We start from the raw sequence: 26,549 nt of genomic DNA on the forward strand, positions 1-26,549 counted from the left end.
CGGCGGGGATGCCGCGCTTGAAACCAGGCGCGGAGGAATGTGCGGGCCCCGTGCACAGGGGCCGTCGCACAGGGCTTACAAGGTGAGCATGCGGGTGTCCGCTGCTCTGTCGACAGCGGTTCCGTCCGGCGCCCGCCCCGGAAGCGGGGTATGAGGTGGGGCGGGCGCCGGACAGGCTCAGCGGGCCGGAGTGACTACTCCAGGCCGGCGGACTTGCAGGCCTTGGCGTACTCGGCGGTGCAGATGTCGGCGACCGTGTACAGACCGTCCTTGACGACCGTGTCCTTGATGTTCTCCTTGGTGACGGAGACCGGGGTCAGCAGCTTCGCCTGGACCTTGTCGCCGGAGCCGCTGGTCACCTCGGTGTCGGCCAGGGACTTGATGTCCTTGCCCTCCAGCAGGTTGACCGCGAGCTCGGCGGCCGTGTCGGCCTCCGGCTTGTAGGCCTTGTAGACCGTGGAGGACTGCGTGCCGGCGACGATCCGCTGGATGGCCGCGAGCTCGGCGTCCTGACCGGTCAGCGGGATGTTGCTGATCTTCGCACCCTTGAGGGTGTTGGCGATGCCACCGGCCATGCCGTCGTTGGCCGCGTAGACGCCCGCGATGTTCTTGGCGCCCAGCTGGGTGATCGCCGCGGACATCTTCTCGGCGGCGACGGTGTCCTTCCACAGGCCGGACTGCTCGTAGGCGATGTCGACCTTGCCGTCGAGGGCCTGGTGCGCGCCCTTCTTGAACTGGCCGGCGTTCGGGTCGGCGTCGTCGCCGTTGATCATGACGACCTTGGACTTGGTGGTCGCCTTGTCGCCGAGCGCGTCGAGGAGGGCCTGTCCCTGGAGCTCGCCGACCTTGACGTTGTCGAAGGAGACGTAGGCCGAGACCGGGCCCTGGGCGAGACGGTCGTAGGCGACGACCTTGACGCCCTTGTCCACCGCGGACTGGATGGAGGACTTGATGGCGGCGGAGTCCTGGGCGGAGACGACGATGACCTTGACGCCCTTGGTCACCATGGTGCTCATCTGCTGAGCCTGCTTGTTCGGGTCAGCCGCGGCGTTCGCGTACTGGACATCGCAGTCGTCGCAGAGTTCCTTGACCTTGGCCTCGAAGTAAGGCTTGTCGAACTTCTCGTACCGCGCGGTGACCGAGTCGGGCAGGAGCAGACCGATCGACTTGCTGTCCGAGCCGCTGTCGCTACCGCTGTCCGAGTCCTTGTCGTCGCCGGCCTTGCCACAGGCCGCCACGGACAGCGCCAGCGAGATCGCGGTGGCGCCGATCGCGACTCTACGCATCGTTGCGTTCATTTGGGTTGTGCCTCCCTGACACGGGCCGCAGCACTGCGGCCGAGGTGGCTGGAAGTCAACTCGGCCACACGTGCGACGTCAAGAAGTAAATCCTTAACGGGTTGGCAACGGCGTGTTTCGTTCTCTAAGTGAAGACAGGGGTTGCCGCGGAGAGGGTTCCGTCCAAAAGGGTCGAATCACCCATCTCGCTGAGGGCCAGGGCCAGGGCCCCGAGGACCTCGGCACGGCCACCAAGTGCCCCTGGCAGCACTGAGAGTTGACGTGCGGCACTCGGGATCGCGTACCGGCCGACCGACTCCCTTATGGGTCCGAGAACCAGCTCTCCGGCCTCGGCGAGATCGCCACCGAGGACCACGCGGCTCGGGTTCAACAGATTGCAGAGATTGGCGACTCCACTTCCGATGTGTCGGCCGACGTCGGCGATCACCCGACGGCAGCCCGGGTCCCCGTCCCTCGCCAACCGTACGACCCCTTCCATGGTCAGGTCGGTGCCGTGGCTGGACTGGAGGAGCGGCAGCACATAGCGCGCGGCTGCGAAGGTCTCCAGGCAGCCGCGGTTGCCGCAGCGGCAGACGGGTCCGGATTCATCAAGAGTAATATGCCCGATTTCTCCCGCTGTGCCACCCGGGCCCCTGTAGATCTTGCCATCGATCACCAGCCCGGCACCCACACCACTGGACACCTTGATGTACGCCAGGTCCCGAACGCCCCGGCCGCTGCCCCAGACCAGCTCACCGAGGGCGCCGAGGTTGGCGTCGTTGTCCACGTGCACCGTCACACCGAGGCGGTCGCGCATCTCGGCGGCGGGCTTGGTGCCGGTCCAGCCAGGCAGAATGGCGGTGGAGCCGAGCGACCCCGACTCCACGTCGATCGGGCCGGGCACGCCGAGACCCACACCCGCGATCTTCGTAGGATCCACACCGATGGCCTCGATCAACCGGGTGACGAGCTGCTCCGCCCGGTCGAACCCCTGGGTCGAGGAGGCGTCCACGTCCAGCGGCTCGGCCTCCTCGGCGAGCACCTGATGGGCGAGGTTCCCTATCGCGACGCGCAAATGCGTGTGCCCGAAGTCCACGCCGATCACGATCCCGGCGTCCCCGCTGAGCGAGACCGCGCGCGCCCGGCGGCCGCCCGCCGACGTGGGCGTGACCTCGACGGTTCCACCGTCCTTCAGCTCGCGCACGATGTTGGAGACCGTGGCCGCGGACAGGCCGGTCGTCCTGGCGATCTCCGCCTGAGTGAGCGACCCGGCGAGCCGCACCGCCCGTACGACGCGCTCGAGATTTGCTCGGTGCAGCGACGACTGCGACCCCGGAGTCTCCATCGACTCATCCACTCCCGTCCCAGGCTGGGCGGCCCGCACGCCGCCCGTGACCCAGCTCACAGCAACGGAACCCGGGTCACTTACAAGTTGTGAACTCCAAGCTCCGCTGAACGGGTTACCGCAGTCAAGTCCTTGACGGAAACTGAGACCGCCGAATGACCACTAAATGTCACTCTGCGGCTACTTGAGGTCCCGGAACGGGCTACTTGAGGGTCGCCGAGGTGAGGCCCGCCTGGACCTGGCGCTGGAAGGAGAGATAGACCACGAGCATGGGGATCATGGCGATGGTGACACCGGCGAAGAGGACGGGCAGGTCGGAGGCGTAGCCCTGCTGCTGCTGGAGCTGGATGAGGCCCTGGGTGAGGACGTACCGCTCGGGATCGTCGCCGCTCTGCGGCTGCATGAGGACCGTGGGAAGGATGAACTGGTTCCACTGGCCCAGCGTGTTGAAGATTCCCACGCTGATCAGTCCCGGCTTGGCCATCGGCAGCATGACCTGGAAGAACGTCCGGGTGTGCGAGGCCCCGTCGAGGATGGCCGCCTCGAAGACGGCGGTGGGCAGCGTCCGGAAGAAGGCGTGCATGAAGAACACGGTGAACGGCAGCGAGTAGGCGACGTACACCAGGATCAGCCCCTGGTAGGTGTTCAGCATGTCCAGCCGTTTGACCATGAAGAACAGCGGCACCAGGGCCAGGAACACGGGGAACATCGCGCCTGCGACGAAGAAGTAGTACAGCAGCCGGTTGCCCCGGAAGGGGTAGCGGGCCAGGACGTACGCGGCCATCGAGCCGAACAGCATGGTCAGCGGCACCGAGAAGACCAGCACGATGACGGTGTTGAAAAAGTAGTCCCCGATGCCCTTGTCCCAGGCGCGGGAGAAGACGTCCAGGGACCAGTTGTCGGGCCAGCCGAAGGCCGAGCCGCCGATCTGGGCGTCGGTCTTGAAGGAGCTGAGCACCAGCCACAGCAGCGGCAGCACGATCAGCAGGGCCCACAGGGCGAGGAAGCCGTGCGAGAAGACGTTCAGGACGACGCCTTCGCCGCGCTCGTCGCCGGGGCCGGTCCGGCCCTTGCTCACCGTCGGGCCGGTGGGGACCGAGTCGCCGCGCGAGGCGGTCTTGAGGGGTGCGCTCATGGTGTGTCGTCTCTCCCGCTCAGAACTCGACGCGCTCACGACGGGTGGCACGCAGCATGACCACCGACACGATCAGGGTGAGGAGCAGCATCACGACGCCCATCGCGCAGGCGTAGCCGCTCCTGCCGTACAACAGGAAGTTCCGCATCATCACGGTGGCCATGACCTCGCTGTGGTGGTCGGGGCCGCCCCCGTACTCGCCCGCGGTCATGGTCGAGACCAGGATGAACATGTCCATCGCCACGATGCCGAGATAGACCCAGGCGGTCTGCACGGAGTCCCACAGCAGCGGCAGGGTGATGCGGAAGAACGTGTGGGCGCGGCCGGCGCCGTCGATCAGCGCGGCCTCGTAGATGTCCCTCGGGATGGCCTGCATGGCGGCGGAGAACAGCACGAGGTAGAAGCCGACACCGTGCCAGACGACGACCAGGATGAGCGCCCAGAGCACGAAGTTCGGTTCGTTCAGCCACTCGACGGGGCTGCTCTCGTCGACCAGTCCCAGCTTCAGCAGGAGGCCGTTGAGCATGCCGCCGCTGTCACTGCGGTACACGGCCCCGAACAGCACCGCGAGGATCGCCAGCGACAGCACCTGCGGGAAGAAGTACACGATCTTGTAGAACCCCGACCCGGCGACCCCCGAGACCCCGCCGGCCCGGCCGCGTCCGCCCGCGTTCAGCATGAACGCGAAGAACAGCGCGAGCAGGATGGTGACGACCGGGATGAACACCAGGAACAGGATGTTGTGCCAGATCGCCTGGAGGAAGATGTCGTCCTCGAACAGCGCCGTGTAGTTGTCCAGGCCGATGAAGGAGAACGTCTGCGACTGCCCCTTCCAGTCCGTCAGCGAATAGCCGAACGTCTGGATGTACGGCCAGATCACGAAGATCAGATAAAGCGCCACGGGGACGAGGAGAAACCCCGCGACGAACCGGTTCTGCCCTTTACGCATTGGCGTTTCCCTGCCTCGGGTTCCGTGAGACGAAAGGCGCACCCCAGTTTTTCAGGGGCACGGGAACTGCGCGACGAGCCACGGCGAACCCGCAGCTCACCACAGCGCGCAGCTCCCACGGCGCTCCGACGCCCCACTAGTCCCGACGGTTCTTCTTGGAATCCGGGTCCTTGGCCTGCTTGTCCACCGCGGCCTGCGCCCGCTTCAACCACTCGGCCGGCTGGATCCGCTTCGCCATCAGTTCGTTCGACGCGTTCTGGATCGCCGTGTCCATCTCGCTGTACCACTCGGTGTACAGGTACCGGAACGTGTCGTCCCCGGCGGCCTTGGACACTTCCACCGTCGACTGCGTACCGGGCCGCAGCGAGACCCCGGTGTCGACGCCGTCCTTCACGATCGTCAGGGAGTTCGCCTCCTTGGCGAAGAGCGTCGACCACTCCTTGGAGAGCATCATCCGCATGAACTCCTTGGCCGCCGGCAGGTTCTTCGCCTTGGCCGGGATGATGAACGGCTCCCCGGATCCGGCCCGGATCGCCTCGAACGGCATCACGCTGTCCGGCAGCACCGGCATCGGCATGAACGTCATGTCGAAGTCGTCCGGCGTCTGCTTGAGCTGCTCGTTCTCCAGCCAGGAACCGGAGGTGATGAAGACGGCCTTGTACTGGTTCCAGCGGGCCTGGGACTCCGTGTGGGTGAGGCCGTTCGTGCCGGGCATCAGATAGCCCTTCTCGACGACCTCGTAGATCGCCTCGACACCGGCCTTCGCGGCGTCGGAGCCGACGAACGCCTTCGGGTCGAGGTTGTCGATCGCCTTCATGGCGTCCAGGCCGCCCGTCTTGGCGATCAGGTCCATGATGGCGACGTTGATGTAGTACGGGTACTTGCCCTGGTGGGCGAGGCCGCCGATGCCCTTGGCCTTGGCCTCCTTGCAGATGGTGAGGAAGTCGGCCCAGGTCTTGGGCTCCTCCCAGCCGTTCTCCTTGAAGAGCTTGCCGGAGTACCACAGGCCCCACACCGTGTAGATGTAGTTCAGGGCGACGACCTTGTTCTCCTGCATGCCCGCGTCGAGCGTGCCGGCGATCAGCGTGTCCCGGACCTTCTTGCTCGGGTCGTCGATCGAGGGGGCGTCCAGGACCTCGGCGAGGTCGAGGAGCTGGTCGTTCTTGTACAGGACGTCGATCGGGATCTGCTGGGCGCCGGAGTCGTCGACGATGTCCGGCGGGTTGCCCGCGTTGAACCGCGGCTGGAGCTTGCCGGTGATCTCCTGGGTGCCGGTGTGGGTGGAGGTGACCCCCCACTTCTTCTGGAAGGCGGCCTCCCAGGCCTTGGCGTAGGCGTCGCCGTAGCCGCCCTTGAAGATGACGACGTCGAGCTTGCTGCCCTTCTTGACGCCGAAGGGGTTCGACTCGGAGGTCTCGCCCTGGCTGTCCTTGGAGGTGTCGTCGCCTCCGCCCCCGCTGGCACACGCGGACAGGAAGCTCATCGTCGGGACGGTGATCAGGCCGAGCGCGGCGGAACGCTTGATCAGATCGCGACGGCCGACGCCTTCGGGGTCGGTGGTGCCGACCCCCTCGGGGCCGTTGTCGTTCTCAGCGGTAGTGGATCCCATGCTCAAGTCCTCGCCTTCTCCAGGACTCAGGCGGTGAACCGGATCCTCCCGGCACCGCGGTCGGTTCAAGCTGGGGTCGTGCGTGAGGATTCAACAGGGGCAACACGGCGGTCGGCGCGCGGACACGTCCGCGACCACCGGTAATTCCCCCCAGGTAGCGCCTGCCCGCAGCTGTGCGACGACTATGCGGACGCCGACAGGTATAGTCCACTTCCCGCCAGAGGGGCAAGATCGAATGCAAGGTTCACCATCGGTCTTTTCCGAGTTGAGACCTCTCGGAAATATGAGCGCCGTTGCGCCACCTGACCGGAAAATACCCGCCATTCGACCCGGATGGCGCACTCAACACCCTTGACATCACTCGCCACTTCAATCCCTACTGGTCCCTGCGTTACACGGTCGACAACGTTGTCCTCTTCCGATCATTCCTTGATCGAAATCAGTCTGCTGGACGTAGGGAGGGTGCTCGCCGATGCGGCACGGACGGGGTTCCACGGCGGCGCTGGGCGCCGCCGCGTTCGCTCTGGTGGTGGCCTCGCAGGGCGCGGCCGTCGCGTTACCGGACCGACCGGCGGCCGGCGAGCGGGAGTTCAGCTCCTCGTTCGAACCGGACGAGCCGGCTCCGGACTGGCTCAGCACGGTCGACACGGCACCGGACGGCTCCGCGCGGGCCTCCGGTGTCGACGGCGGCTACACCACCGGCATCCCGGGCAACATCACCGACCACGTCACCGACGTCCGGGCCAGCGGCGAGAACGCGAGCGGCGGGGAGGTGAAGGAGAACCTCGTCGACGGCGAGTCCGGCACCAAGTGGCTCACCTTCCAGCCCACCGGCTGGGCCGAGTTCGACCTCGACAGGCCGGCCAGGGTGGTGACCTACGCGCTGACCTCGGCGAACGACTTCGAGACCCGCGACCCGAAGGACTGGACCCTCCAGGGCTCCACCGACGGCAAGGAGTGGAGGACCCTGGACACCCGCTCCGGCGAGACCTTCGAGGAGCGGTTGCGGACGAAGTCGTACGACATCCCCGGCGACGCGGCGGCCGAGTACCGGCACTTCCGGCTCGACATCACCAGGAACAACGGCGCCTCGATGATCACCCAGCTCGCCGATGTGCAGTTCTCCACGGGCGGCGGGCAGGCACCCCCGCCGAAGGAGATGCTGTCGCTGGTCGACCGGGGCCCGAGCGGCTCGGCGACCGCGAAGGCGGGCGCGGGCTTCACCGGCAAGCGGGCCCTCAGGTACGCGGGCCGGCACACGGCGGACGGCCGGGCGTACTCGTACAACAAGGTCTTCGACGTGAACGTGGCCGTCGAGCGGAACACCGAGCTGGCCTACCGGATCTTCCCGTCGATGGCGGACGGCGATCTGGACTACGACGCCACGAACGTCTCGGTCGACCTGGTCTTCACCGACGGCACCTCGCTCAGCGGTCTGCGGGCGGTGGACGGCCACGGATTCCCGCTGTCGCCGCGCGGACAGGGCGCGGCGAAGGTGCTGTACGTCAACCAGTGGAACGACGTGGTCTCACGGATCGGCTCGGTCGCGGCCGGCCGGACCGTGGACCGGATCGTGGTGGCCTACGACTCCCCGAAGGGCCCGGCGAGGTTCCGCGGCTGGCTCGACGACGTGACGCTGCGGGTGCGCGCGCCCGAGCGGCCGAAGACACATCTTTCCGACTACGCGGTGACCACCAGGGGAACGAACTCCAGCGGCGGTTTCTCCCGCGGCAACAACTTTCCGGCGACGGCGGTGCCCCATGGCTTCAACTTCTGGACGCCGGTGACCAACGCGGGCTCGCTGAGCTGGCTGTACGACTACGCACGGGCCAACAACGCGGACAACCTGCCGACCGTCCAGGCGTTCAGCGCGAGTCATGAGCCGAGCCCCTGGATGGGCGACCGGCAGACCTTCCAGGTGATGCCCTCCGCCGCCACCGGCACGCCCGAACTGAGCCGCACGGCACGGGCGTTGCCCTTCCGGCACGAGAACGAGACGGCCCGCCCGTACTACTACGGGGTGCGCTTCGAGAACGGCGTCAAGGCCGAGATGGCACCGACCGACCACGCGGCGGTGCTGCGCTTCACCTATCCCGGGGACGACGCGAGCGTCCTCTTCGACAATGTGACGGACCAGGCGGGCCTGACCCTGGACAAGGCCTCGGGCGTCGTGACGGGCTTCTCGGATGTGAAGTCCGGACTGTCGACGGGCGCGACCCGCCTCTTCGTGTACGGGGTCTTCGACGCACCGGTCACGGACGGCGGCTCGACCGGTGTGAAGGGCCACCTCCGCTTCGACGCGGGCGAGGACCGCACGGTGACGCTCCGCCTGGCCACCTCCCTCATCGGCCTCGACCAGGCGAAGGACAACCTGCGCCAGGAGATCCCGGACGGCACGTCCTTCGAGACGGTGAAGGACCGGGCGCGAACGCAGTGGGACCGCCTGCTGGGAAGGGTGGAGGTCGAGGGTGCGACCCCCGATCGGCTCACCACGCTGTACTCCAGCCTCTACCGGCTGTACCTGTACCCCAACTCCGGCTTCGAGAAGGTCGGTTCGACGTACAAGTACGCCTCGCCCTTCTCCCCCATGACCGGCCAGGACACCCCGACCCACACCGGCGCGAAGATCGTCGACGGCAAGGTGTACGTCAACAACGGCTTCTGGGACACCTATCGGACGACCTGGCCCGCGTACTCGCTCCTGACGCCCCATCAGGCGGGTGAGATGGTCGACGGTTTCGTGCAGCAGTACAAGGACGGTGGCTGGACCTCCCGCTGGTCCTCCCCCGGCTACGCGGACCTGATGACGGGCACCTCGTCGGACGTCGCATTCGCGGACGCATACGTCAAGGGCGTCGACTTCGACGCGAAGGCGGCCTACGAGGCGGCCCTGAAGAACGCCACGGTCGTGCCGCCCTCGGCGGGCGTCGGCCGCAAGGGCATGGCCACCTCGCCCTTCCTCGGCTACACCGGCACCGACACCCACGAGGGCCTGTCCTGGGCCCTGGAGGGCTACCTCAACGACTACGGCATCGCCCGGATGGGCCGGTCCCTGTACCGGAAGACGGGTGAGAAGCGGTACGAGGAGGAGTCCGCCTACTTCCTCAACAGGGCCCAGAACTATGTGCAGTTGTTCGACAAGGAGGCCGGGTTCTTCCAGGGCCGCGACGGCAACGGGGCCTGGCGGCTCGACTCCGCGAAGTACGACCCCCGCGTCTGGGGCCACGACTACACGGAGACCAACGGCTGGGGCTACGCCTTCACCGCACCGCAGGACAGCAAGGGCCTGGCCAACCTGTACGGCGGTCGCGCCGGGCTGGCGGAGAAGCTGGACACCTACTTCTCCACCCCGGAGACGGCCTCCCCGGACTTCGTCGGCTCCTACGGCGGAGTCATCCACGAGATGACCGAGGCCCGTGACGTCCGCATGGGCATGTACGGCCACTCCAACCAGGTCGCCCACCACGCGATCTACATGTACGACGCCGCCGGGCAGCCCTGGAAGGCCCAGGAGAAGGTCCGCGAGGTGCTCTCCCGCCTCTACGCCGGCAGCGACATCGGCCAGGGCTACCACGGCGACGAGGACAACGGCGAGCAGTCCGCCTGGTACCTGTTCTCCGCGCTCGGCTTCTACCCGCTGGTGATGGGCAGCGGCGAATACGCCGTCGGCTCCCCGCTGTTCACCAAGGCGACCGTCCATCTGGAGAACGGCAGGGACCTGGTGGTCGAGGCCCCGAAGAACAGCGCGAGGAACGTGTACGTGCAGGGCCTGAAGGTCAACGGCAAGGCATGGACGTCGACCTCACTGCCGCACTCGATCATCTCCCAGGGTGGCGTGCTGTCGTTCGACATGGGCCCGAAGCCGTCCCGTTGGGGCACCGGCGAGAGCGCGGCCCCGGTGTCGATCACGAAGAACGGCAAGGTGCCGGCACCCCGTTCGGACGCCATCGAGGGCGACGGCGAACTCTTCGACGACACGTCGTCGACGAAGGCGTCCGTGAAGACACTGCCGCTGCCGACTCCCGCCCGGACCAGGGCTGTTCAGTACACGCTGACCTCCGCCGACCGCACCGGGGCCCCGACCGGCTGGACCCTCCAGGGCTCAGCCGACGGCACCACCTGGAAGACCCTCGACAAGCGCTCCGGTCAGTCCTTCACATGGGACCGCCAGACCCGCGCCTTCTCGATCCCCGTCCCGAAGGCGTACGACCACCACCGGCTGGTCCTCGACGGCGCGGCGACGCTCGCGGAGGTGGAACTGCTGTCCTGACACCGGAACGAAGACCCGCACCCGGGCGCCCGGCGGTCATGAACCGCCGGGCGCCCGGGGCGTGGTTCGCCGGGTGCCTCGGGGCGGACGGGGCCTGTGACCTACTCGACCCGGACCGGCTTGACCTGGTTGCCCGCAGAAACGATAGAGTCTTGTCCAGACCACTCGACAACGTTGTCCTGTCGCTTGGTCCCCTCAGCCGCACTTCCCCGCGCCCGGTCCCCCCCGTACCGGGTCGCGGCTCGCGGACCGGGTGGGCACGCACCGCCCGCCCACCCGGTCCGCCCCGAGCGCAACACCCGCCCCCGCACAGGGCTGGTCATACGGACCGGCCGGTGCTGCGACTCGCGCTGGTTCCGCGGATCTGGTCCGTTCCGCGGATCTGGTACCGGCTCAGCCCACCCGGCAGGGCAGTGTCGTCGCGGGATCACCTCCCGACCCCTGCACCACATAGCCGAACGTGGCGGTTTCGCCGGGATCCAGCTCCCCGTTCCAGTTGGCGTTGTGCACCATCACGTCCTGCCCGCTGTAGGTCGCGCTGCCGCTCCAGAGGCTGTCGACCTTCTGCCCGGTCGGCAGGGTCCAGTTGACCATCCAGCCGAGCATCGGCACGTCGCCGGTGTTGGTGACGACGACCTCGGACTGGTAGCCGCCGCTCCAACTGCCCGTCGTACGACGGGTCGCGGCGCACTCGCCCGGTACCGGCTCGGTGGGGTTGCCGGGCTCCTTGATGCCGGTCACCTCACCGTTGCCGCCGTCGAAGACGATGTCGGAGCAGGAGTAGAAGGTCTCCTGGCTGTCGGAGCGCTGCCACACCATGTAGACGAGGTGGCGGCCCGACTTGTTGGCAGGGAGCTGGCCCCGCCAGGAGTAGTTGGCCTCGACCGTGCCCGGACTGCCGTTCAGCGGCGGGTGGTCGACGCTCAGGAACGGCTGCGCCTCCAAGTCGTTCCAGGTGAGCGTCTTCGTCGGGTCGAACCCGTCCTTGGTGATGTAGACGTAGAACCAACCCGGGTGCGCCGCCCACGCGTTGTACGAGAAGTCGACGGTCGCGCCGGAGGTCAGATGCGTCAACGGCCAGTCGGCGCTGGGGGTGTTGAACCCGGTGAAGTTGGTGTTGCCGCCGCTGCACAGTTGTCCGTCCGGGACGAAGCCCCGGGTGCGGCCGGCGCCGTCCGAGCGGAGCACCGAGAACCAGTTGTAGAACGGGGTCGTCCCGCTCACCTGGTGCGCGGAGCGACAGGCCGGGTTGACCGGTTTGATCTCCCCGGTGTCGGTCAGCCCGTCCTGCCAGCACAGGAAGGTGCGGCTGCCGGGCTTCATCGGAGTCCCGTGCGCCTCCGCCTTGCCGCTGCCGGCCGTGACGACCAGGCCGAGCGCCGGGATCGTGGTCACGAGGGCGAGCAGGACGAGAAGGAGTGCGCGGTGGCGCCGGGGCAGCCTTAATCGTAAATCTGTCACGTGCATGACAAACGCTCCTTGCGTGTACGGCTTGGAGGTGGGGGAACGTGCGCGTGCCGATGCGAAGGTGCCTGGGTGCGGATGAGTGGTGCGGGTGGGAGCGGATCCGGGGGATGACGGGTTCCGGTCCGTCACGCCCTATGGGAGCGCTCCCACCCCCACCTACTTCGGAAGCTAGCGCGGAGCGCCGCGCTTGTAAACGGCTGGCGCGTACCGATGCGCGGGGGCCGCACCCGGGTGGGTGCGGCCCCCGCCATGACGGAACACGCTCGTACACCGGAAGCACCGCCGTACGGGACGACCCTGCGGGTCGAAGCTGAGCGAAACCTGAAGCCGAAGGAGCCGGGCCCGGGGAGCCGGTCAGGGTCAACTGGTGCCGTGGCCGCACGGGTTCGCCGGGTTCGTGGTCACGGGGGCCGGATGGGTTGGTGGCCTGCATTCTGGAGGGGCGGCGTAGGCATCGCCGACCCGGCGGCGTGCGCCGCGCCAGTGGGCTGCGCGTCGTCCGTCACCCAGCATCTGCCCCTCGAACCAGGACTGGTCGGTTCACCGGGAGCGCAAGGCGGTCTCCAGCACCTCGTGGGCGGTCTTCGCGGGGTGGCCGATGGTGGCTTCCAGTGTCGGGTCGGCGGCGTCGAACTCCCCGTCGCGCGATGCAGCGAACATCGTCAGGGAGAACTCCGCAGCCGGCCGCGGCATCCCGCCGGCGACTGCTGCGGATATCCACTCGTCGTCGTCCATGACGACCCGGGTGACGGTCCGGCCGGTGATGCGGCTGAGGATCTCGGCAGCGTCGGCGAAGTCGAGCGTGTGGGGGGCCGTCAGCGGCGGCGTGACCCCTTCGAGTCCACCGTCCTCGGTCAGGGCGAGGGCCGCGGCCTCTGCCAGGTCCTCGTGGGCCGTCCAGGACACCGGGCCATCCTGCGGCACGGCGAGCGTGCCGGTCTTGAGTGCCGCGCCGATGTAGTAGCCCAAGGTGGAGGCGTAGAACCCGTTGCGAAGAGCGGTGTAGGGGACTCCTTGCTGCTTGAGGTGCTCCTCGGTAGCCGCATGGACCTTCTGCGGCGGGAAGAGTGACAGGGGGGAGGCAGCCTGGTGGCTGGTGTACAGGATGCGTCGGGCGCCCGCTTCCCGCGCCGCGTCGATGGCGGCGTTGTTGGCGGTCAACGCGCCGCCGCCTCGAATGGCGGCGGAGACGACCAGGACGCGCTCGGCACCTTCGAAGGCGTGCTTCAGGCTCTCGGGTTCGGTGAAGTCTCCCGCTCGGACTCGGACGCCACGCTCGGCGAGGTCGGCGGCCTTGCTCACGTCCCGCACACTGACGCCGATCCTGTCGGCCGGCACCCGCTCCAGCAGGCGGTTGACGATCAGCGACCCGAGGTGGCCGGTGGCTCCCGTGACGATCAGCATCGATGGCTCCAGGATGTTGTTTCCAGTGGAACAAAAATAACGGTATCACTGATACTTCCAATGGATGGCAACCGTATGAGCCCCTCTGGAGATCGGCCGACAATGCCAGATACTTCGGGCAGGTCGGCGGCGAAGGGTTGTCGATATCATCGATAACATCGCCTGTCACGCGTGGGCGATACCATCGTCTCCATGGCACCGACCACGCAGCGGCGAGACATCACCCGGGAACGCATCGTGAAGGCTGCGGCCGGCCTGCTGCGCGACCAAGGGCCGGCCGTGGTGACCACGCGCCGCGTGGCCCACGAGGCCGGGCTGCAGCCTCCTGCTCTCTACCGTTTCTTCCAGGACAAGGACGAGCTGCTGGATGCCGCCGCGGAGCGTGTCTTCGCCGAACATGTGGCGAGCAAGCAGACCACCGCGCCCTCGGACGACCCTGTGGAAGACCTCCGCGCCGGATGGAACACGCAGATCAGCTTCGGCCTGGCCAACCCGTACGTCTACGGCCTGTTGCTCGACCCGGCCCGTGCACGCGACACCCCGGCACAGGTCAAGGGCGTGACGATCCTCGCCGAGCGTGTACACAGAATCGCCGCCGCCGGGCGGCTTCGGGTGAGCGAGGAACGCGCCGTCAACCTCATCCGCTCCGCGGGCGTCGGCACCGTCCACACCCTGCTGACCCTGCCACCAGAGCAAGGCGACCCGCACCTGGCCGACGCCGCCTTCGACGCGATCGCTCGCGCCATCCTCACAGATGAGCCCGCTGTCCCCACCCGGGACCCGGCGGCCGTCGTCGCGGCCTTCCGCACCCTCCTGCCCGAACTGCCCGCGCTCAGCAAGGCAGAGGCCGCGCTTCTCGACGAGTGGCTGCAACGCTGATCCAGCCGCGACGAACCGGTGCTGCCTCGGCGCACGATCTGCCGCAGCCTCTGCCCCTCCTGACGCGTCGACCTGTGCACACGGACAGGATCAGCCATCACACCCCAGGCGGTCATGAACGGACGTCGCCGCATGTCCGAACGCGATGACCACCATCCCCGGCGAACCTTCCCGGTCTCGGCTGACCTCCGCCTCGGCCGGCTCACGCGGACCGTCCGCCAACGGCATCGGCTCCCAGTCGGCGGCGGAGAGCCACGTCTCCCCTCGTTCCGGCCACGCCTCGCCCTTCACCCGCACGGTCTCCCGGAAGTAGATCCGGCTGCCACGCCGTATGCGAAGGCGGCTCCGCTCCCCGTGGGAGCGTGCGGGCGCGAAGGCCGGCAGACCGTCGGCGCGGCGCACCAGGGACACCGGGGCGGAGGGGGTGAGGCGGTCGAGCCGTGCCCCGTCGCCGAGCGCGAGCCGGAGCACGGACTGCGGACGTTTCTCCCACTCGGGCCGCGACAACCCGACCCGCATCGACCGAGTCCCCGGCGAAGGGACGGTCGCCGAGGATTCGGTCGATGCGGAAACGGGTCGTCATGCCGGTGATTTCGTCCAGGGACGTTCTGCCTGCCGGCGGACGGTGGTGAGCAGGCTGCGGGTGAGTCTCGCGTGCGTGCCGGTCCCCAGGGTGAGTAGCCGGTAGAGGCCGCCGGCCGGGCCCGGGAAGGTGGCCCGGGTTTCGGCGCGGAGGCGGACACGGCCCGGCTCCGCCTCGTCGAGGCGGAAGGTCCAGGTGTACGAGGAGAAGCGGTGGCGTCCCAGGAGGGTCAGTTCCCGGGCCGGGATCACGGTCGCCGCCCGGAAGCCGGGGAACGTCGTCGCGCCCTCGACGGGCGGGCGCGGTCCGGCCGCCGTGTGGTCGGCGCAGCCCACGAGCTTGGCGTAACGGACCGCGGCGGGGCGGGAGAACGCCCAGTCGAGCGCCTCGGCCAGGGCCCACCAGACCTCCCCGGCATGCGCCTCGATGAGGATCGTCTGCTCGTCGACGAACGGGAGCGGGGCACTGCGCCGCATCGGTGCATCCATGAGTGCGAGTCTTCGCCCTCAGGCCTCCCTGCCGCCAGAGGCTGTGGGGCGATGTTCGTGACACCTGCTACTGGGTGTCACTCGGGTCTTCGGCCGGTGCGGCGAGAGGGCGTGCCGGGCGTCGCGACGGGGCTGACGTTGCCTGCCGCGGCGCCGGCCCGGCGGTCACACCGAGATCGACGGCACCGACCGGGTGGAGGGGACGGAAGGCGCCGAGACCGTGTCGATGGTCGGGAGTTCCCTGGTGCCGGTCGGGGGGAGTTCGATGGTGAACTCGGTGCGGCCCGGCTCGCTGGTGACGTCGAGGCGGCCGCCATGAGCGGAGACGATCGCGGCGACGATGGCCAGACCCAGGCCGGAGCCGCCCGCGTGGGGGGTGGCGCGGGCGCGGGAGGCGTCGGCGCGGGTGAAGCGTTCGAAGACGGCGGGGAGGAGGGCCGGCGGGATGCCGGGGCCGTCGTCGCGCACGCGGATCACACAGCGGTCGGCGGTGCTCTCCACGGATGCCGTGACCGTCGTGCCCACAGGCGTGTGCACACGGGCGTTGGCCAACAGGTTGACCACCACCTGGTGGAGGCGCGCCTCGTCGCCGGTGACCAGGGCCGGCGCGTCCAGGAGCAGCGCGAGCTGCCAGTTGTGGTCCTCGCCGGCCGCCCGCGCGTCCCACACCGCCTCCGCCACGAGGGCCGCGAGGTCCACCTCGGCGGACTCCAGAGGGCGGCCCTCGTCCAGCCGGGCAAGGAGCAGCAGGTCCTCGACCAGGCCGGTCATCCGGGCCGACTCGGCCGATACGCGCCGCCACGCCAGCGTCGGCTCGATCCGGTCGGTCCCCCGGTTCATCAACTCCGCGTATCCGGCGATGGAGGCCAGCGGGGTACGGAGTTCGTGGCTGGCGTCGGCGAGGAAGCGGCGCATGCGTTCCTCGCTGCGCTGCCGCTGGGCGAGGGAGGCCTCGACGTGGTCGATCATGCGGTTGAGGGCGGCGCCGACCTGGCCTGCCTCGCTGCCGGGGTCCGTGTCGCGGTCGGGCACCCGGGTCAGGCCGGTGACCTCACCCCGGTCCAGCGGCGAGCGGGAGACCTCGACGGCGGTGGCGGCGACCCGCCCGAGGGGGCGCAGCTGACGCCGGATGACGACCGCGCAGACGCAGGCCGCCACGGTGAGTCCGACGCCCGCGACCAGCGCCTCCACCACCACCAGACCGCCGATCATGTCCTGGACGTCGTCCATGGGCAGGCCCGTGAGGACGTGCAGCCCGTCCTCGCCGAGGGCGGTGATCCGGTAGGTGCCGAGGCCGGGGACGGTCCGGGTGTGCGTGGAGCCGTCGGCCGCGATGCCGTCGAGGGCTGCCCGCTGCTCGGCACTGAGCGCCTCGGGGTCGCCGCTCGCGCCGACGACCTCGGCGGAGGTGATGTTCCCGGCGCCGTCGAGCCGCGCGGCGAGCGTGCCGACGGCTTGTCCCTGCTCCCTGAGGAACGTCAGGTCGGTGTGGTTGCGAGGGCCGACGCCCACCCCGCCCAGGCTGCGCTCGGCGGCGTCGGTGACCCGCTCGTCGAGGGCGCCGAGCAGCGAGGCACGCTGCGCGACGACCGTGGCCAGCGTCATCGCGGCGCACACCGCGACCAGCGTGGCGGAGATGAAGAGGAGGAGGCGGGTACGGAGGGAACGGCTCCGCAAGGGCCGCCGGATTCCGCTCGGCACGGTCCGCCGGATTCCGCTCGGCACGGTCCGCCTGGCGACCTTCCGCAGGGCCCGCCGGGTTCCGCTCCCCCGGGTCCGCCGGATTCCGCTCTTCGAGGTCCGCGAACGCGTCGTCATCTTCCGTCCTCCCCCGCCCGGATCGCGTATCCGAGTCCGCGCACCGTGTGGATCATCGGTGCCCTGCCCTTGTCGATCTTTCGGCGGAGGCTGGAGATGTAGACCTCCACCAGGTTGCCGCCACCGTCGAAGGAGCTGCTCCACACGTGGTCCAGGATCTGGGCCTTGCTCAGCACCTGCCGCGGGTGGCCGAGCAGCAGGCCGAGCAGGTCGAACTCCTTGGCGGTCAGCCGGACCGGCGTACCGGCGCGGCGCACCTCGCGCGTCTGAGCGCTGAACACGAGGTCGCCGAGCACGAGGTCGCCGTCGTCCGACGACCTGGTCTCCTCGACGCCGGACCGGCGCAGCAGGCCGCGCAGCCGCAGGACGACCTCCTCCAGGAAGAACGGCTTGGTCACGTAGTCGTCGGCGCCCGCCGAGAGTCCGTCGATACGGTGTTCCAGCCCGTCCCTGGCGGTGAGCATGAGGACGGGCAGCCTCGGGTTCTCGTAGCGCAGCCGTCGTAGCACCTGGAGGCCGTCGAGGTCGGGCAGCATCCCGTCGAGGACGACGGCGTGCGGGGCACAGCCGCGCGCGACCCGCAGCGCGCTGTACCCGTCGGCCGCCGGGTAGGCACGCCAGCCCGCCTCCGTGACAGCCACGGACAGCAGTTCGGTGAGCCCGGGTTCGTCGTCGACGATGAGAACACGGACTCGCCCGTTTCGGGGCGCGGAGGTACCAGCCATGTCGTGATCCTGTCGCGCTTGCCTGGGGGAACCCTGTGTTCCGGCTGAGCCGGAGCCGTGCGACCTGGTCGGCGGGCACGGCCGGCCCCGACACGATCGCCCAGGATCCGCCGGCGACGGCGAAGGGCCGCACCCCCGTCGCCCGGGGATGCGGCCCTCAACTGCCTTACTGAGCCGCTTACTTGCGGATCAGGCTGCGCAGCACGTACTGCATGATGCCGCCGTTGCGGTAGTAGTCGGCCTCACCGGGGGTGTCGATGCGGACGATCGCGTCGAACTCGACGCCGCTGTCGGTGGTGACCTTGACCGTGCGCGGGGTGGTGCCGTTGTTCAGCTCCTCGACGCCGGTGAAGGAGAAGGTCTCCTCGCCGGTGAGGCCGAGGGCGGAGGCCGAGGCACCCTCCGGGAACTGCAGCGGGAGGACGCCCATGCCGATGAGGTTCGAGCGGTGGATGCGCTCGTACGACTCGGCGATGACGGCCTTGACGCCCAGGAGGGCCGTGCCCTTCGCCGCCCAGTCACGGGACGAGCCGGAGCCGTACTCCTTGCCGGCCAGGATGACCAGCGGGATGCCCTGCTCGATGTAGTTGCGCGAGGCGTCGTAGATGAAGGCGACGGGCGCGCCCTCGACGGTGAAGTCGCGGGTGTAGCCGCCCTCGGTGCCCGGCGCGATCTGGTTGCGCAGGCGGATGTTGGCGAACGTGCCGCGGATCATGACCTCGTGGTTGCCTCGGCGCGAGCCGTAGCTGTTGAAGTCACGACGCTCGACACCGTGCTCCGTGAGGTACTTGCCTCCGGGGGTGTCGGCCTTGATCGCGCCGGCCGGGGAGATGTGGTCGGTGGTGACCGAGTCGCCCAGCTTGGCGAGGACGCGGGCGCCGGCGATGTCCGAGACCGGGGTGGTCTCCATCGTCATGCCGTCGAAGTACGGGGGCTTGCGGACGTACGTCGACTGCGGGTCCCACTCGAAGGTGTTGCCCTCGGGGATCGACAGGGCCTGCCACTGGGCGTCGCCCGCGAAGACGTCGGAGTAGGACTTGGAGAACATGTCCTCGCCGATGGCGTTCGCCACGACGTCGTTGACCTCGGCCTCGGAGGGCCAGATGTCTTCGAGGTAGACCGGCTTGCCCTCCTGGTCCACACCGAGGGCGTCGCGCGTGATGTCCACCTTCATGGAGCCCGCGAGGGCGTACGCGACGACCAGCGGCGGGGAGGCCAGGTAGTTCATCTTGACGTCGGGGTTGATCCGGCCCTCGAAGTTCCGGTTGCCGGAGAGGACCGAGGTGACCGCGAGGTCGTGGTCGTTGACGGCCTTGGAGACCTCCTCCGGCAGCGGGCCGGAGTTGCCGATGCAGGTGGTGCAGCCGTAGCCGACGAGGTTGAAGCCGACCTTGTCGAGGTACGGGGTCAGGCCCGCCTTGTCGAAGTAGTCGGTGACGACCTTGGAGCCCGGGGCGAGGGTGGTCTTGACCCACGGCTTGCGGGTCAGGCCCTTCTCCACGGCCTTCTTCGCGACGAGCGCGGCGGCGACCATGACGTACGGGTTCGAGGTGTTGGTGCAGGAGGTGATGGCCGCGACCGTCACCGCACCGTGGTCGATCTCGTACGTCGAGCCGTCGGGGGCGGTCACGGTGACCGGGTTGGACGGGGTGCCGTTCGGGGCGACGGCCGGCGAGTCGGAGGCCGGGAAGGACTCCTTGCCGGACTCGTCCACGGAGTCGACGTAGTTGAGGACGTCCGACTTGAACTGCTCGGCGGCGTTCGCGAGGACGATGCGGTCCTGCGGGCGCTTCGGGCCGGCGATGGAGGGGACGACCGTGGAGAGGTCCAGCTCCAGCTTCTCGGAGAAGTCGGGCTCGGCGGCCGGGTCGAGCCAGAGGCCCTGCTCCTTGGCGTACGCCTCGACGAGCGCGAGCTGCTGCTCGCTGCGGCCCGTGAGCTTCAGGTACTTGATGGTCTCGCCGTCGATCGGGAAGATCGCGGCGGTCGAGCCGAACTCCGGCGACATGTTGCCGATGGTGGCGCGGTTGGCGAGCGAGGTGGCGGCCACACCCTCGCCGTAGAACTCGACGAACTTGCCGACGACACCGTGCTTGCGGAGCATCTCGGTGATGGTCAGCACGAGGTCGGTGGCGGTGGTACCGGGCGTCAGCTCACCGGTGAGCTTGAAGCCGACGACACGCGGGATGAGCATGGAGACCGGCTGGCCGAGCATCGCGGCCTCGGCCTCGATGCCGCCGACGCCCCAGCCGAGCACACCGAGGCCGTTGACCATGGTGGTGTGCGAGTCGGTGCCGACGAGGGTGTCGGGGTACGCCTGGCCGTTGCGGACCATGACGGTGCGGGCCAGGTGCTCGATGTTCACCTGGTGGACGATGCCGGTGCCGGGCGGGACGACCTTGAAGTCGTCGAACGCGGTCTGGCCCCAGCGCAGGAACTGGTAGCGCTCCTTGTTGCGGCCGTACTCCAGCTCGACGTTCTGCGCGAAGGCCTCGTTGGTGCCGAACTTGTCGGCGATGACGGAGTGGTCGATGACCATCTCGGCCGGGGAGAGCGGGTTGACCTTCGCCGGGTCGCCGCCGAGCGCCTTCACGGCCTCACGCATGGTGGCGAGGTCCACCACACAGGGCACACCGGTGAAGTCCTGCATGATCACGCGGGCCGGCGTGAACTGGATCTCCTGGCTGGGCTGGGCCTGCGAGTCCCAGCCGCCGAGGGCACGGATGTGGTCGGCGGTGATGTTCGCGCCGTCCTCCGTGCGGAGCAGGTTCTCCAGCAGGACCTTGAGGCTGTAGGGCAGGCGAGCCGAGCCCTCCACCTTGTCCAGCCGGAAGATCTCGTACGACTCGTCGCCCACCTGCAGCGTGCTGCGGGCGTCGAAGCTGTTCGCCGACACGACAGTCTCCTTCATTCCATGTGCGCGTACCACCGCATCCTGCCGCCATGCCCCCTTGGCCGATCCGCTAAGGTAAGGCTAAGTTAGGTACCCCTTACCGGGGTGGCGGCCGCAGTGCGCCTCGGCAGATATCTCGATGTCGAGATAACAGTAGTACATGGGCGCGGGCTGGTCATGCCCGGCCCGATGTGGCGTGCGCCAATCTCCGAGCGATCGCCGAGCTACCAGGCACGGCGCCGGGGCCGTTTTCTTTGCGTTGCACGGATTTATTGCGTTGCACGGAGGTTCCCGGGCTTCATAGCATTGTGGCCCTCATGGGCAGGGGGACGAGCCCCGTCCGCGGCCGGACCGGCCCTGTCCGCTGATGGACGAGCCCCTCCGCGGCCGTGAGTCAGCGGATCGGAGATCCCCAGGCATGACTTCTCACCTCCACGCGCTCTGCTTCGACGCGAACGACCCCGTCGGTCTCGCGCGCTTCTGGGCCGGCGTCCTGGACTGGGAGACGGTCGACGACCCCTACGACGGCATCGCGCTCGCACCGAACGACGACACCGGGTTCCGGCTCCGTTTCCTGCCGAGCCAGGAGAAGAAGACCGTCGCGAACCAGATGCACTTCGACCTGACCAGCAAGTCCCTCGACGACCAGCGCAGGGTCGTGGCAAGGGTGCTCGAACTCGGCGGCCGTCACATCGACATCGGCCAGCTCCCGGACGAGGAGCATGTGGTCCTCGCCGACCCCGAGGGCAACGAGTTCTGCGTGATCGAGCCGGGCAACAACTTCCTCGCGGACTGCGGATTCATCGGAGCGCTCGCGAGCGACGGCTCGCAGGAGGTCGGGTACTTCTGGAGCCGGGCGCTGGGCTGGCCGCTGGTCTGGGACCAGGACGAGGAGACCGCGATCCGCTCACCGCACGGCGGTCCGAAGGTCACGTGGGGCGGCCCGCCGCTGGCCCCGAAGGCCGGGAAGTACCGGCTGCACTTCGACCTCGCCCCGCCCTCCGACGGCGATCAGCAGGCGGAGGTCGACCGTCTCGTCTCCCTCGGCGCGACGCGGATCGACGTCGGCCAGGGCGAGGCCGACTGGGTGGTGATGGCCGACCCCGACGGCCACGAGTTCTGCGTACTGCCGCCGCGCTGACGCGAACGGGCGGAGGCCGACGGGACGGATCCGGGCGAGGCTGAGCAGTCCGGGGCGGGGTGTGACCCAGATGGGCGGCGCTGAGCAGTCCGGGCGGGGCGTGACCCCCATGTGCGGCGCTGAGCAGTCCGGGCGGGGCGTGACCCCCATGTGCGGCACGTGACCGCGCCGGGCGGGGTCTCCCCGATCCGAGTGGGGGCCTCCCGATCCAGCGAGGCCTCCCGCGATCCAGGCAGGGGCCCGACACCCCCGTCCACCCGTCCACCCGTCCACCCGTCCACCCGTCCACCCGTCCGACCTTGCCCCTCGCACCCCCGCCGCCGCCGGAGACTCCCGGCCCCGGACCGGCCCCCAGCCCCCGGCTCACCGCCAATACCCCTCACCGAACTCGCAGTTGCCGACAAGTGACAGGGATGCGAACGGCCGAGAGGGGTACCCGGTGTGCATCGGGAAGGAGGCACACATGCCGCTCACGTTCCGCAAGAGTTTCCGCATCCTGCCGGGTGTGCGACTGAACATCAACAAGCGTTCGTGGTCCATCACCACCGGTGGCCACAACGGCCCCCGGCACACCCACAGCAGCACGGGACGCCGCACGACCTCGATGGACCTGCCCGGCCCCTTCGGCTGGCGCCGCACGCGTAAGGCCAGGCGCCACTGAGTCTCACCGGCGGCCCGCCCACCGCCGACGACGGCGCCCTCCCGCACGGCTGACGCCTCGTCACCTGAACGGGCCCTCGCCACAACTCCAACGGACCCCCCAAGAGGTGCCATCTCATATCTGAGATAACCTCGACCCCATGGCAGACGACTACCTCGAACGCATCGGCAAGCTCATCCGTGACGCAAGGCAGCACCGCGGCTGGACACAGTCCCAGTTGGCGGAGGCGCTCGGCACGAGTCAGAGCGCGGTCAATCGAATCGAGCGCGGTAATCAAAACATCAGCCTTGAGATGATCGCCCGAATCGGTGAAGCCCTGGACAGTGAGATCGTCTCGCTGGGATACGCGGGGCCGATGCATCTGCGAGTGGTCGGCGGGCGTCGACTGTCCGGCTCGATCGACGTGAAGACCAGCAAGAACGCCTGTGTCGCGCTGCTGTGCGCCACCTTGTTGAACAAGGGGCGCACAGTGCTGCGCCGGGTGGCCCGCATCGAGGAGGTGTACCGCCTTCTGGAGGTGCTCGGCTCCATCGGCGTACGCACCCGGTGGATCAACGGCGGTGTCGACCTGGAGATCGTGCCGCCGGCCGAACTGAACCTCGACGCGATCGACGCGGAGGCGGCCCGCCGCACCCGCTCGATCATCATGTTCCTCGGTCCGCTGCTGCACCGCATGGACCACTTCAAGCTGCCGTACGCGGGCGGTTGCGACCTCGGGACGCGGACCATCGAGCCGCACATGATCGCGCTGCGCCGCTTCGGCCTCGACATCACGGCCACCGAGGGGCTCTACCACGCCGAGGTGGACCGGTCCGTCACCCCCGGCCGGCCGATCGTGCTGACCGAGCGCGGCGACACGGTGACCGAGAACGCGCTGCTCGCCGCCGCCCGCCACGACGGCGTCACCGTCATCCGCAACGCCTCCTCCAACTACATGGTCCAGGACCTCTGTTTCTTCCTGGAGGCGCTCGGTGTACGGGTGGAGGGCATCGGCACCACCACGCTCACCGTGCACGGGGTGCCGCACCTCGACGTGGACGTCGACTACTCGCCCTCCGAGGACCCGGTCGAGGCGATGAGCCTGCTGGCAGCCGCGGTCGTCACCGAGTCCGAACTGACCGTGCGCCGGGTGCCGATCGAGTTCCTGGAGATCGAGCTGGCGGTCCTGGAGGAGATGGGCCTCGACCACGACCGCTCACCGGAGTACTTCGCCGACAACGGCCGTACGCGCCTGGTGGACCTCACCGTCCGCCCCTCGAAGCTCCAGGCGCCGATCGACAAGATCCACCCCATGCCGTTCCCCGGCCTGAACATCGACAACGTCCCGTTCTTCGCGGCCATCGCCGCCGCCGCGCAGGGCCAGACCCTCATCCACGACTGGGTCTACGACAACCGCGCGATCTACCTGACCGACCTCAACCGCCTCGGCGGACGCCTCCAGTTGCTGGACCCCCACCGTGTCCTGGTCGAGGGCCCCACCCGCTGGCGCGCCGCCGAGATGATGTGCCCGCCCGCCCTCCGCCCCGCCGTCGTCGTCCTCCTGGCGATGATGGCCGCCGACGGCACGTCCGTCCTCCGCAACGTCTACGTCATCAACCGCGGCTACGAGGACCTCGCGGAACGCCTGAACACGGTGGGGGCGCAGATCGAGATCTTCCGGGACATCTGACGAGCGTCCCCGCCCGGGTGGGCTGTCGCTCGGGACACGGCACGGCCGCTGCGGACATCCGCGGCGGCCCTGGGTCGGAAGCGGGGATCAGCACTCACCGCGCCAGGTGGCCTGCTTGGTGGGATGGGGCCGGCGTGGCACAGCCGGGGTACCTCCAGTCGGCGCGGCGCGCGGCGCGTCGTGCGCGAGGGAGGCCCCTGCACGCGGTGACGTACCCGGTGCCCCGGTTGACTGCCTGTACGCCCTCAAGTCCGGCCGCCATGCGGCGACAACCTCCCGGCCCGGCGCCGCCACCGGGCTGGGCCGCTAGGGCCGCAGGGCCGCTAGTGTCCCGCGCCGGAAGTTCCTAGGTAGTTCCGGCTGGGGCTCGAAGGGCCAACACGCGCGGTCGGCGTCCAGCCCCTTGGCCGCCAGGGGCTGGACGGATCTACCGACGAATTACTGGCGCAGGTCACTAGGGTGCCGCAATGAGGTTGCGCGGAGTGTTCATCGCATTTTTCCTGGTCCCGCTGGCGTGGGGGGTGATCACCCTGCTGAGGGCCGGGGCTGCCCACGGCGTCCCGGACTGCCCGGGGCTCCAGTTGGGCGAGGACGGCGAGGACCACCCTGGCCCCATGCGGCAGGGCTATACCTGCGCGCTCGACTACAGCGTCCGCGGCGGCGATTCGACCGCCACAGCCACGTTCGACCAGCTCAAGTACGCCCAGGAGGTGAAGCGCGGCGACCTCCTGGGCCAGGGCCTGCTGTACACGCTGTACGGAACGGCGGGCGCGGCCGCCACCGTGATCGCCACCCGGAAGCGCGCCGACGGACTCTAGTGTCCGCGCCGGAAGTTCCTAGGTAGTTCCGGCTGGGGCTCGAAGGGCCAACACGCGCGGTCGGCGTCCAGCCCCTTGGCCGCCAGTGGCTGGACGGATCTACCGACGAATTAATGGCGCAGGACACTAGGGAGACGTCTCCGTGGAACTCAGGGGTCTCGTCGGCCAGTCGAGGAGACGGGCGCCGATGACCGCGGTCTGGAGGGTGTAGCGGTCCGCGGGGTCGGTCGGGTCGGCGCCGGTGAGGGTGTGGACGCGGGCCAGCCGGTAGGTGAGGGCGCGCACGCTGAGGGAGAGCCGCCGGGCGGTCGAGGCGGCCACGCAACCGGTGTCGAAGTACGCGGTGAGGGTGTCGAGCAGGGGCTGGGCCCCGCCGCGCGCCTGTTCCAGGGGGCCGAGCGTGCTGCTCACCAGGTCGACGAGTGCCTGCCGGTCCCGGGCCAGTACGGGAAAGACCAGCAGGTCGGCGGCGCGCAACAGCGGCTCTTCCAGGCCCATGCGCTGGGCCACGTCCAGGGCGTTGAGTGCCTCCTCGTAGCTGTGGCCGATGCCGACCGGGCCGGGCCGGGAGCGGCCGATGGCGACCTGGGCCCGGCCGGTGGCGGCGTAGGAGCGTTTGGCGAAGTGGGTGAGGACGTCGTCCTGGTCTCCGGGGGCGATGCACACCATCCGGCCGTCCTTGGTGGTGAACAGGATGCGGCGGTTCTCGAATCGGGCGAAGAGTTCGCTCGCCACCTGCCGGGGTACGGGGTCGGTCTCGTCGTACTTCTCCGGCCCCTCGGCGACGGCGACCGCGTGCGCGCGGGACAGCCGCAGCCCGAACCGTTCGGAGCGGGCCGCGAGCTGACCCGGGGCGCCGCGGCCGTGGAGGAGGTCGTCGATGAACTCCCGGCGGGCGGCCTCCTCCTTGCGGACCACGAGCCGCTGGGCGCGCTCGTAGCCGTCGGCGAAGGCGTCCACGGCCTGTTCGATGACGGCGAGCACACTGTCCGGGTCGGCGGCCCGCGGCCAGTTGTCCCGGCCGGCCACGAGGTGCGCCCTGACCAGTGACCGCCAGCCGTGCCCGGCTTCCGCCGCCCGTGCGCCGAGCGCACGCCGCGACTCGATCTCGTCGCGCGTCAGACGACGGCCGGTGGGTGCGGCGTCCGCGAGGACCTGTTCGAAACCGTCGAGGAAGTCCTCGCCCGGGTGCCCGCCGACCGCGCTCTCACCGGCCGCGCTCTCACCGGCCGCGCTCTCACCGGCCGCGCTCCGAACGCCCGCGCTCCGGCCGGCTGCGCTACGGACGGCCGCGTTCCGAACGCCCGCGCTCTCGCCGGCTGCGCTACGGACGCCCTCGCTCTCACCGTTCGCGCTTCGTCCGTTCGCGCTTCTGCCGTTCGCGCTTCTGCCGTTCACGTGCTGACCGTTCATCTGCT

19 protein-coding genes are annotated in these 26,549 nt (G+C 69.1%); 6 read left to right on the forward strand and 13 right to left on the reverse strand.

The genetic code is table 11. The features are described from left to right. Positions 1–194: 194 nt before the first annotated feature. The 5 genes from AWZ10_RS04465 to ngcE form a co-directional block, all read right to left on the reverse strand. Positions 195–1,286, reverse strand: a complete 1,092-nt coding sequence (locus AWZ10_RS04465) for a sugar ABC transporter substrate-binding protein (protein WP_046703893.1) — start codon at positions 1,284–1,286, stop codon at positions 195–197. 136 nt (positions 1,287–1,422) lie between these two features. Continuing rightward, positions 1,423–2,622 carry an ROK family transcriptional regulator gene (locus tag AWZ10_RS04470; protein ID WP_037701069.1) on the reverse strand — a complete coding sequence of 400 codons (1,200 nt, stop codon included), beginning with the start codon at positions 2,620–2,622 and terminating at the stop codon, positions 1,423–1,425. A gap of 202 nt (positions 2,623–2,824) precedes the next feature. Then, positions 2,825–3,757 (reverse strand): carbohydrate ABC transporter permease, encoded by a 933-nt coding sequence (locus AWZ10_RS04475; protein ID WP_037700587.1) that lies wholly within the window; start codon positions 3,755–3,757, stop codon positions 2,825–2,827. Positions 3,758–3,776: 19 nt separating this feature from the next. Further along, a complete protein-coding gene (locus AWZ10_RS04480; protein ID WP_046703892.1) occupies positions 3,777–4,706 on the reverse strand; it encodes a carbohydrate ABC transporter permease in 930 nt (309 codons plus the stop codon). Positions 4,707–4,842: 136 nt separating this feature from the next. Next, positions 4,843–6,315, reverse strand: coding sequence for an N-acetylglucosamine/diacetylchitobiose ABC transporter substrate-binding protein (gene ngcE / locus AWZ10_RS04485; RefSeq protein ID WP_060890492.1), 1,473 nt, complete (start codon positions 6,313–6,315; stop codon positions 4,843–4,845). Positions 6,316–6,787: 472 nt separating this feature from the next. Between ngcE and AWZ10_RS04490 the strand changes: the two genes are divergently transcribed. Then, positions 6,788–10,585, forward strand: a complete 3,798-nt coding sequence (locus AWZ10_RS04490; RefSeq protein WP_060890493.1) for a GH92 family glycosyl hydrolase — start codon at positions 6,788–6,790, stop codon at positions 10,583–10,585. A gap of 393 nt (positions 10,586–10,978) precedes the next feature. Here the strand turns inward: AWZ10_RS04490 and AWZ10_RS04495 are convergent, their stop codons facing one another. Beyond that, positions 10,979–12,052 carry a lytic polysaccharide monooxygenase auxiliary activity family 9 protein gene (locus AWZ10_RS04495; protein WP_173531599.1) on the reverse strand — a complete coding sequence of 358 codons (1,074 nt, stop codon included), beginning with the start codon at positions 12,050–12,052 and terminating at the stop codon, positions 10,979–10,981. A 540-nt stretch (positions 12,053–12,592) separates the two neighbouring features. After that, entirely contained in the window at positions 12,593–13,456 is an 864-nt protein-coding gene (locus AWZ10_RS04500) for an NmrA family NAD(P)-binding protein (protein WP_060890494.1), read from the reverse strand. Between the two features lie 192 nt (positions 13,457–13,648). Here AWZ10_RS04500 and AWZ10_RS04505 point away from each other — a divergent pair, with 192 nt between their 5' ends. Beyond that, on the forward strand, positions 13,649–14,335 hold the full coding sequence (locus AWZ10_RS04505) for a TetR/AcrR family transcriptional regulator (protein WP_060890503.1): 687 nt from the start codon (positions 13,649–13,651) through the stop codon (positions 14,333–14,335). A 90-nt stretch (positions 14,336–14,425) separates the two neighbouring features. Here AWZ10_RS04505 and AWZ10_RS04510 read toward each other — a convergent pair whose 3' ends face one another. The 5 genes from AWZ10_RS04510 to acnA form a co-directional block, all read right to left on the reverse strand. Beyond that, on the reverse strand, positions 14,426–14,854 hold the full coding sequence (locus AWZ10_RS04510) for a hypothetical protein (protein WP_060890495.1): 429 nt from the start codon (positions 14,852–14,854) through the stop codon (positions 14,426–14,428). 60 nt (positions 14,855–14,914) lie between these two features. Beyond that, positions 14,915–15,394, reverse strand: coding sequence for a hypothetical protein (locus AWZ10_RS04515; protein ID WP_060890496.1), 480 nt, complete (start codon positions 15,392–15,394; stop codon positions 14,915–14,917). Positions 15,395–15,571: 177 nt separating this feature from the next. After that, entirely contained in the window at positions 15,572–17,011 is a 1,440-nt protein-coding gene (locus tag AWZ10_RS04520) for a sensor histidine kinase (protein ID WP_408991565.1), read from the reverse strand. Positions 17,012–17,220: 209 nt separating this feature from the next. Beyond that, the gene (locus AWZ10_RS04525) at positions 17,221–17,949 is read right to left on the reverse strand and encodes a response regulator transcription factor (protein ID WP_060890497.1); all 729 of its coding nucleotides are present in this window, start codon (positions 17,947–17,949) and stop codon (positions 17,221–17,223) included. Positions 17,950–18,127: 178 nt separating this feature from the next. Then, positions 18,128–20,845: an aconitate hydratase AcnA gene (acnA, locus tag AWZ10_RS04530; protein ID WP_046707221.1), complete on the reverse strand. Its 2,718-nt coding sequence runs from the start codon at positions 20,843–20,845 to the stop codon at positions 18,128–18,130. 415 nt (positions 20,846–21,260) lie between these two features. Here acnA and AWZ10_RS04535 point away from each other — a divergent pair, with 415 nt between their 5' ends. The 4 genes from AWZ10_RS04535 to AWZ10_RS04550 all read left to right on the forward strand — a co-directional run bounded on the left by AWZ10_RS04535 (position 21,261) and on the right by AWZ10_RS04550 (position 25,131). Further along, a complete protein-coding gene (locus tag AWZ10_RS04535; protein WP_060890498.1) occupies positions 21,261–21,983 on the forward strand; it encodes a VOC family protein in 723 nt (240 codons plus the stop codon). Positions 21,984–22,446: 463 nt separating this feature from the next. Further along, positions 22,447–22,644 (forward strand): DUF4236 domain-containing protein, encoded by a 198-nt coding sequence (locus AWZ10_RS04540; RefSeq protein ID WP_173531637.1) that lies wholly within the window; start codon positions 22,447–22,449, stop codon positions 22,642–22,644. 139 nt (positions 22,645–22,783) lie between these two features. Beyond that, complete coding sequence (locus AWZ10_RS04545) at positions 22,784–24,313, forward strand: helix-turn-helix domain-containing protein (protein ID WP_060890499.1); 1,530 nt, start codon at positions 22,784–22,786, stop codon at positions 24,311–24,313. A gap of 482 nt (positions 24,314–24,795) precedes the next feature. Further along, positions 24,796–25,131 carry a hypothetical protein gene (locus AWZ10_RS04550; protein ID WP_060890500.1) on the forward strand — a complete coding sequence of 112 codons (336 nt, stop codon included), beginning with the start codon at positions 24,796–24,798 and terminating at the stop codon, positions 25,129–25,131. A 126-nt stretch (positions 25,132–25,257) separates the two neighbouring features. Here the strand turns inward: AWZ10_RS04550 and AWZ10_RS04555 are convergent, their stop codons facing one another. Beyond that, a complete protein-coding gene (locus AWZ10_RS04555) occupies positions 25,258–26,544 on the reverse strand; it encodes a PucR family transcriptional regulator (protein WP_425264477.1) in 1,287 nt (428 codons plus the stop codon). Between the last annotated feature and the right edge of the window lie 5 nt (positions 26,545–26,549).

This window comes from Streptomyces europaeiscabiei, from assembly GCF_001550375.1.
Taxonomy (GTDB): domain Bacteria; phylum Actinomycetota; class Actinomycetes; order Streptomycetales; family Streptomycetaceae; genus Streptomyces; species Streptomyces europaeiscabiei.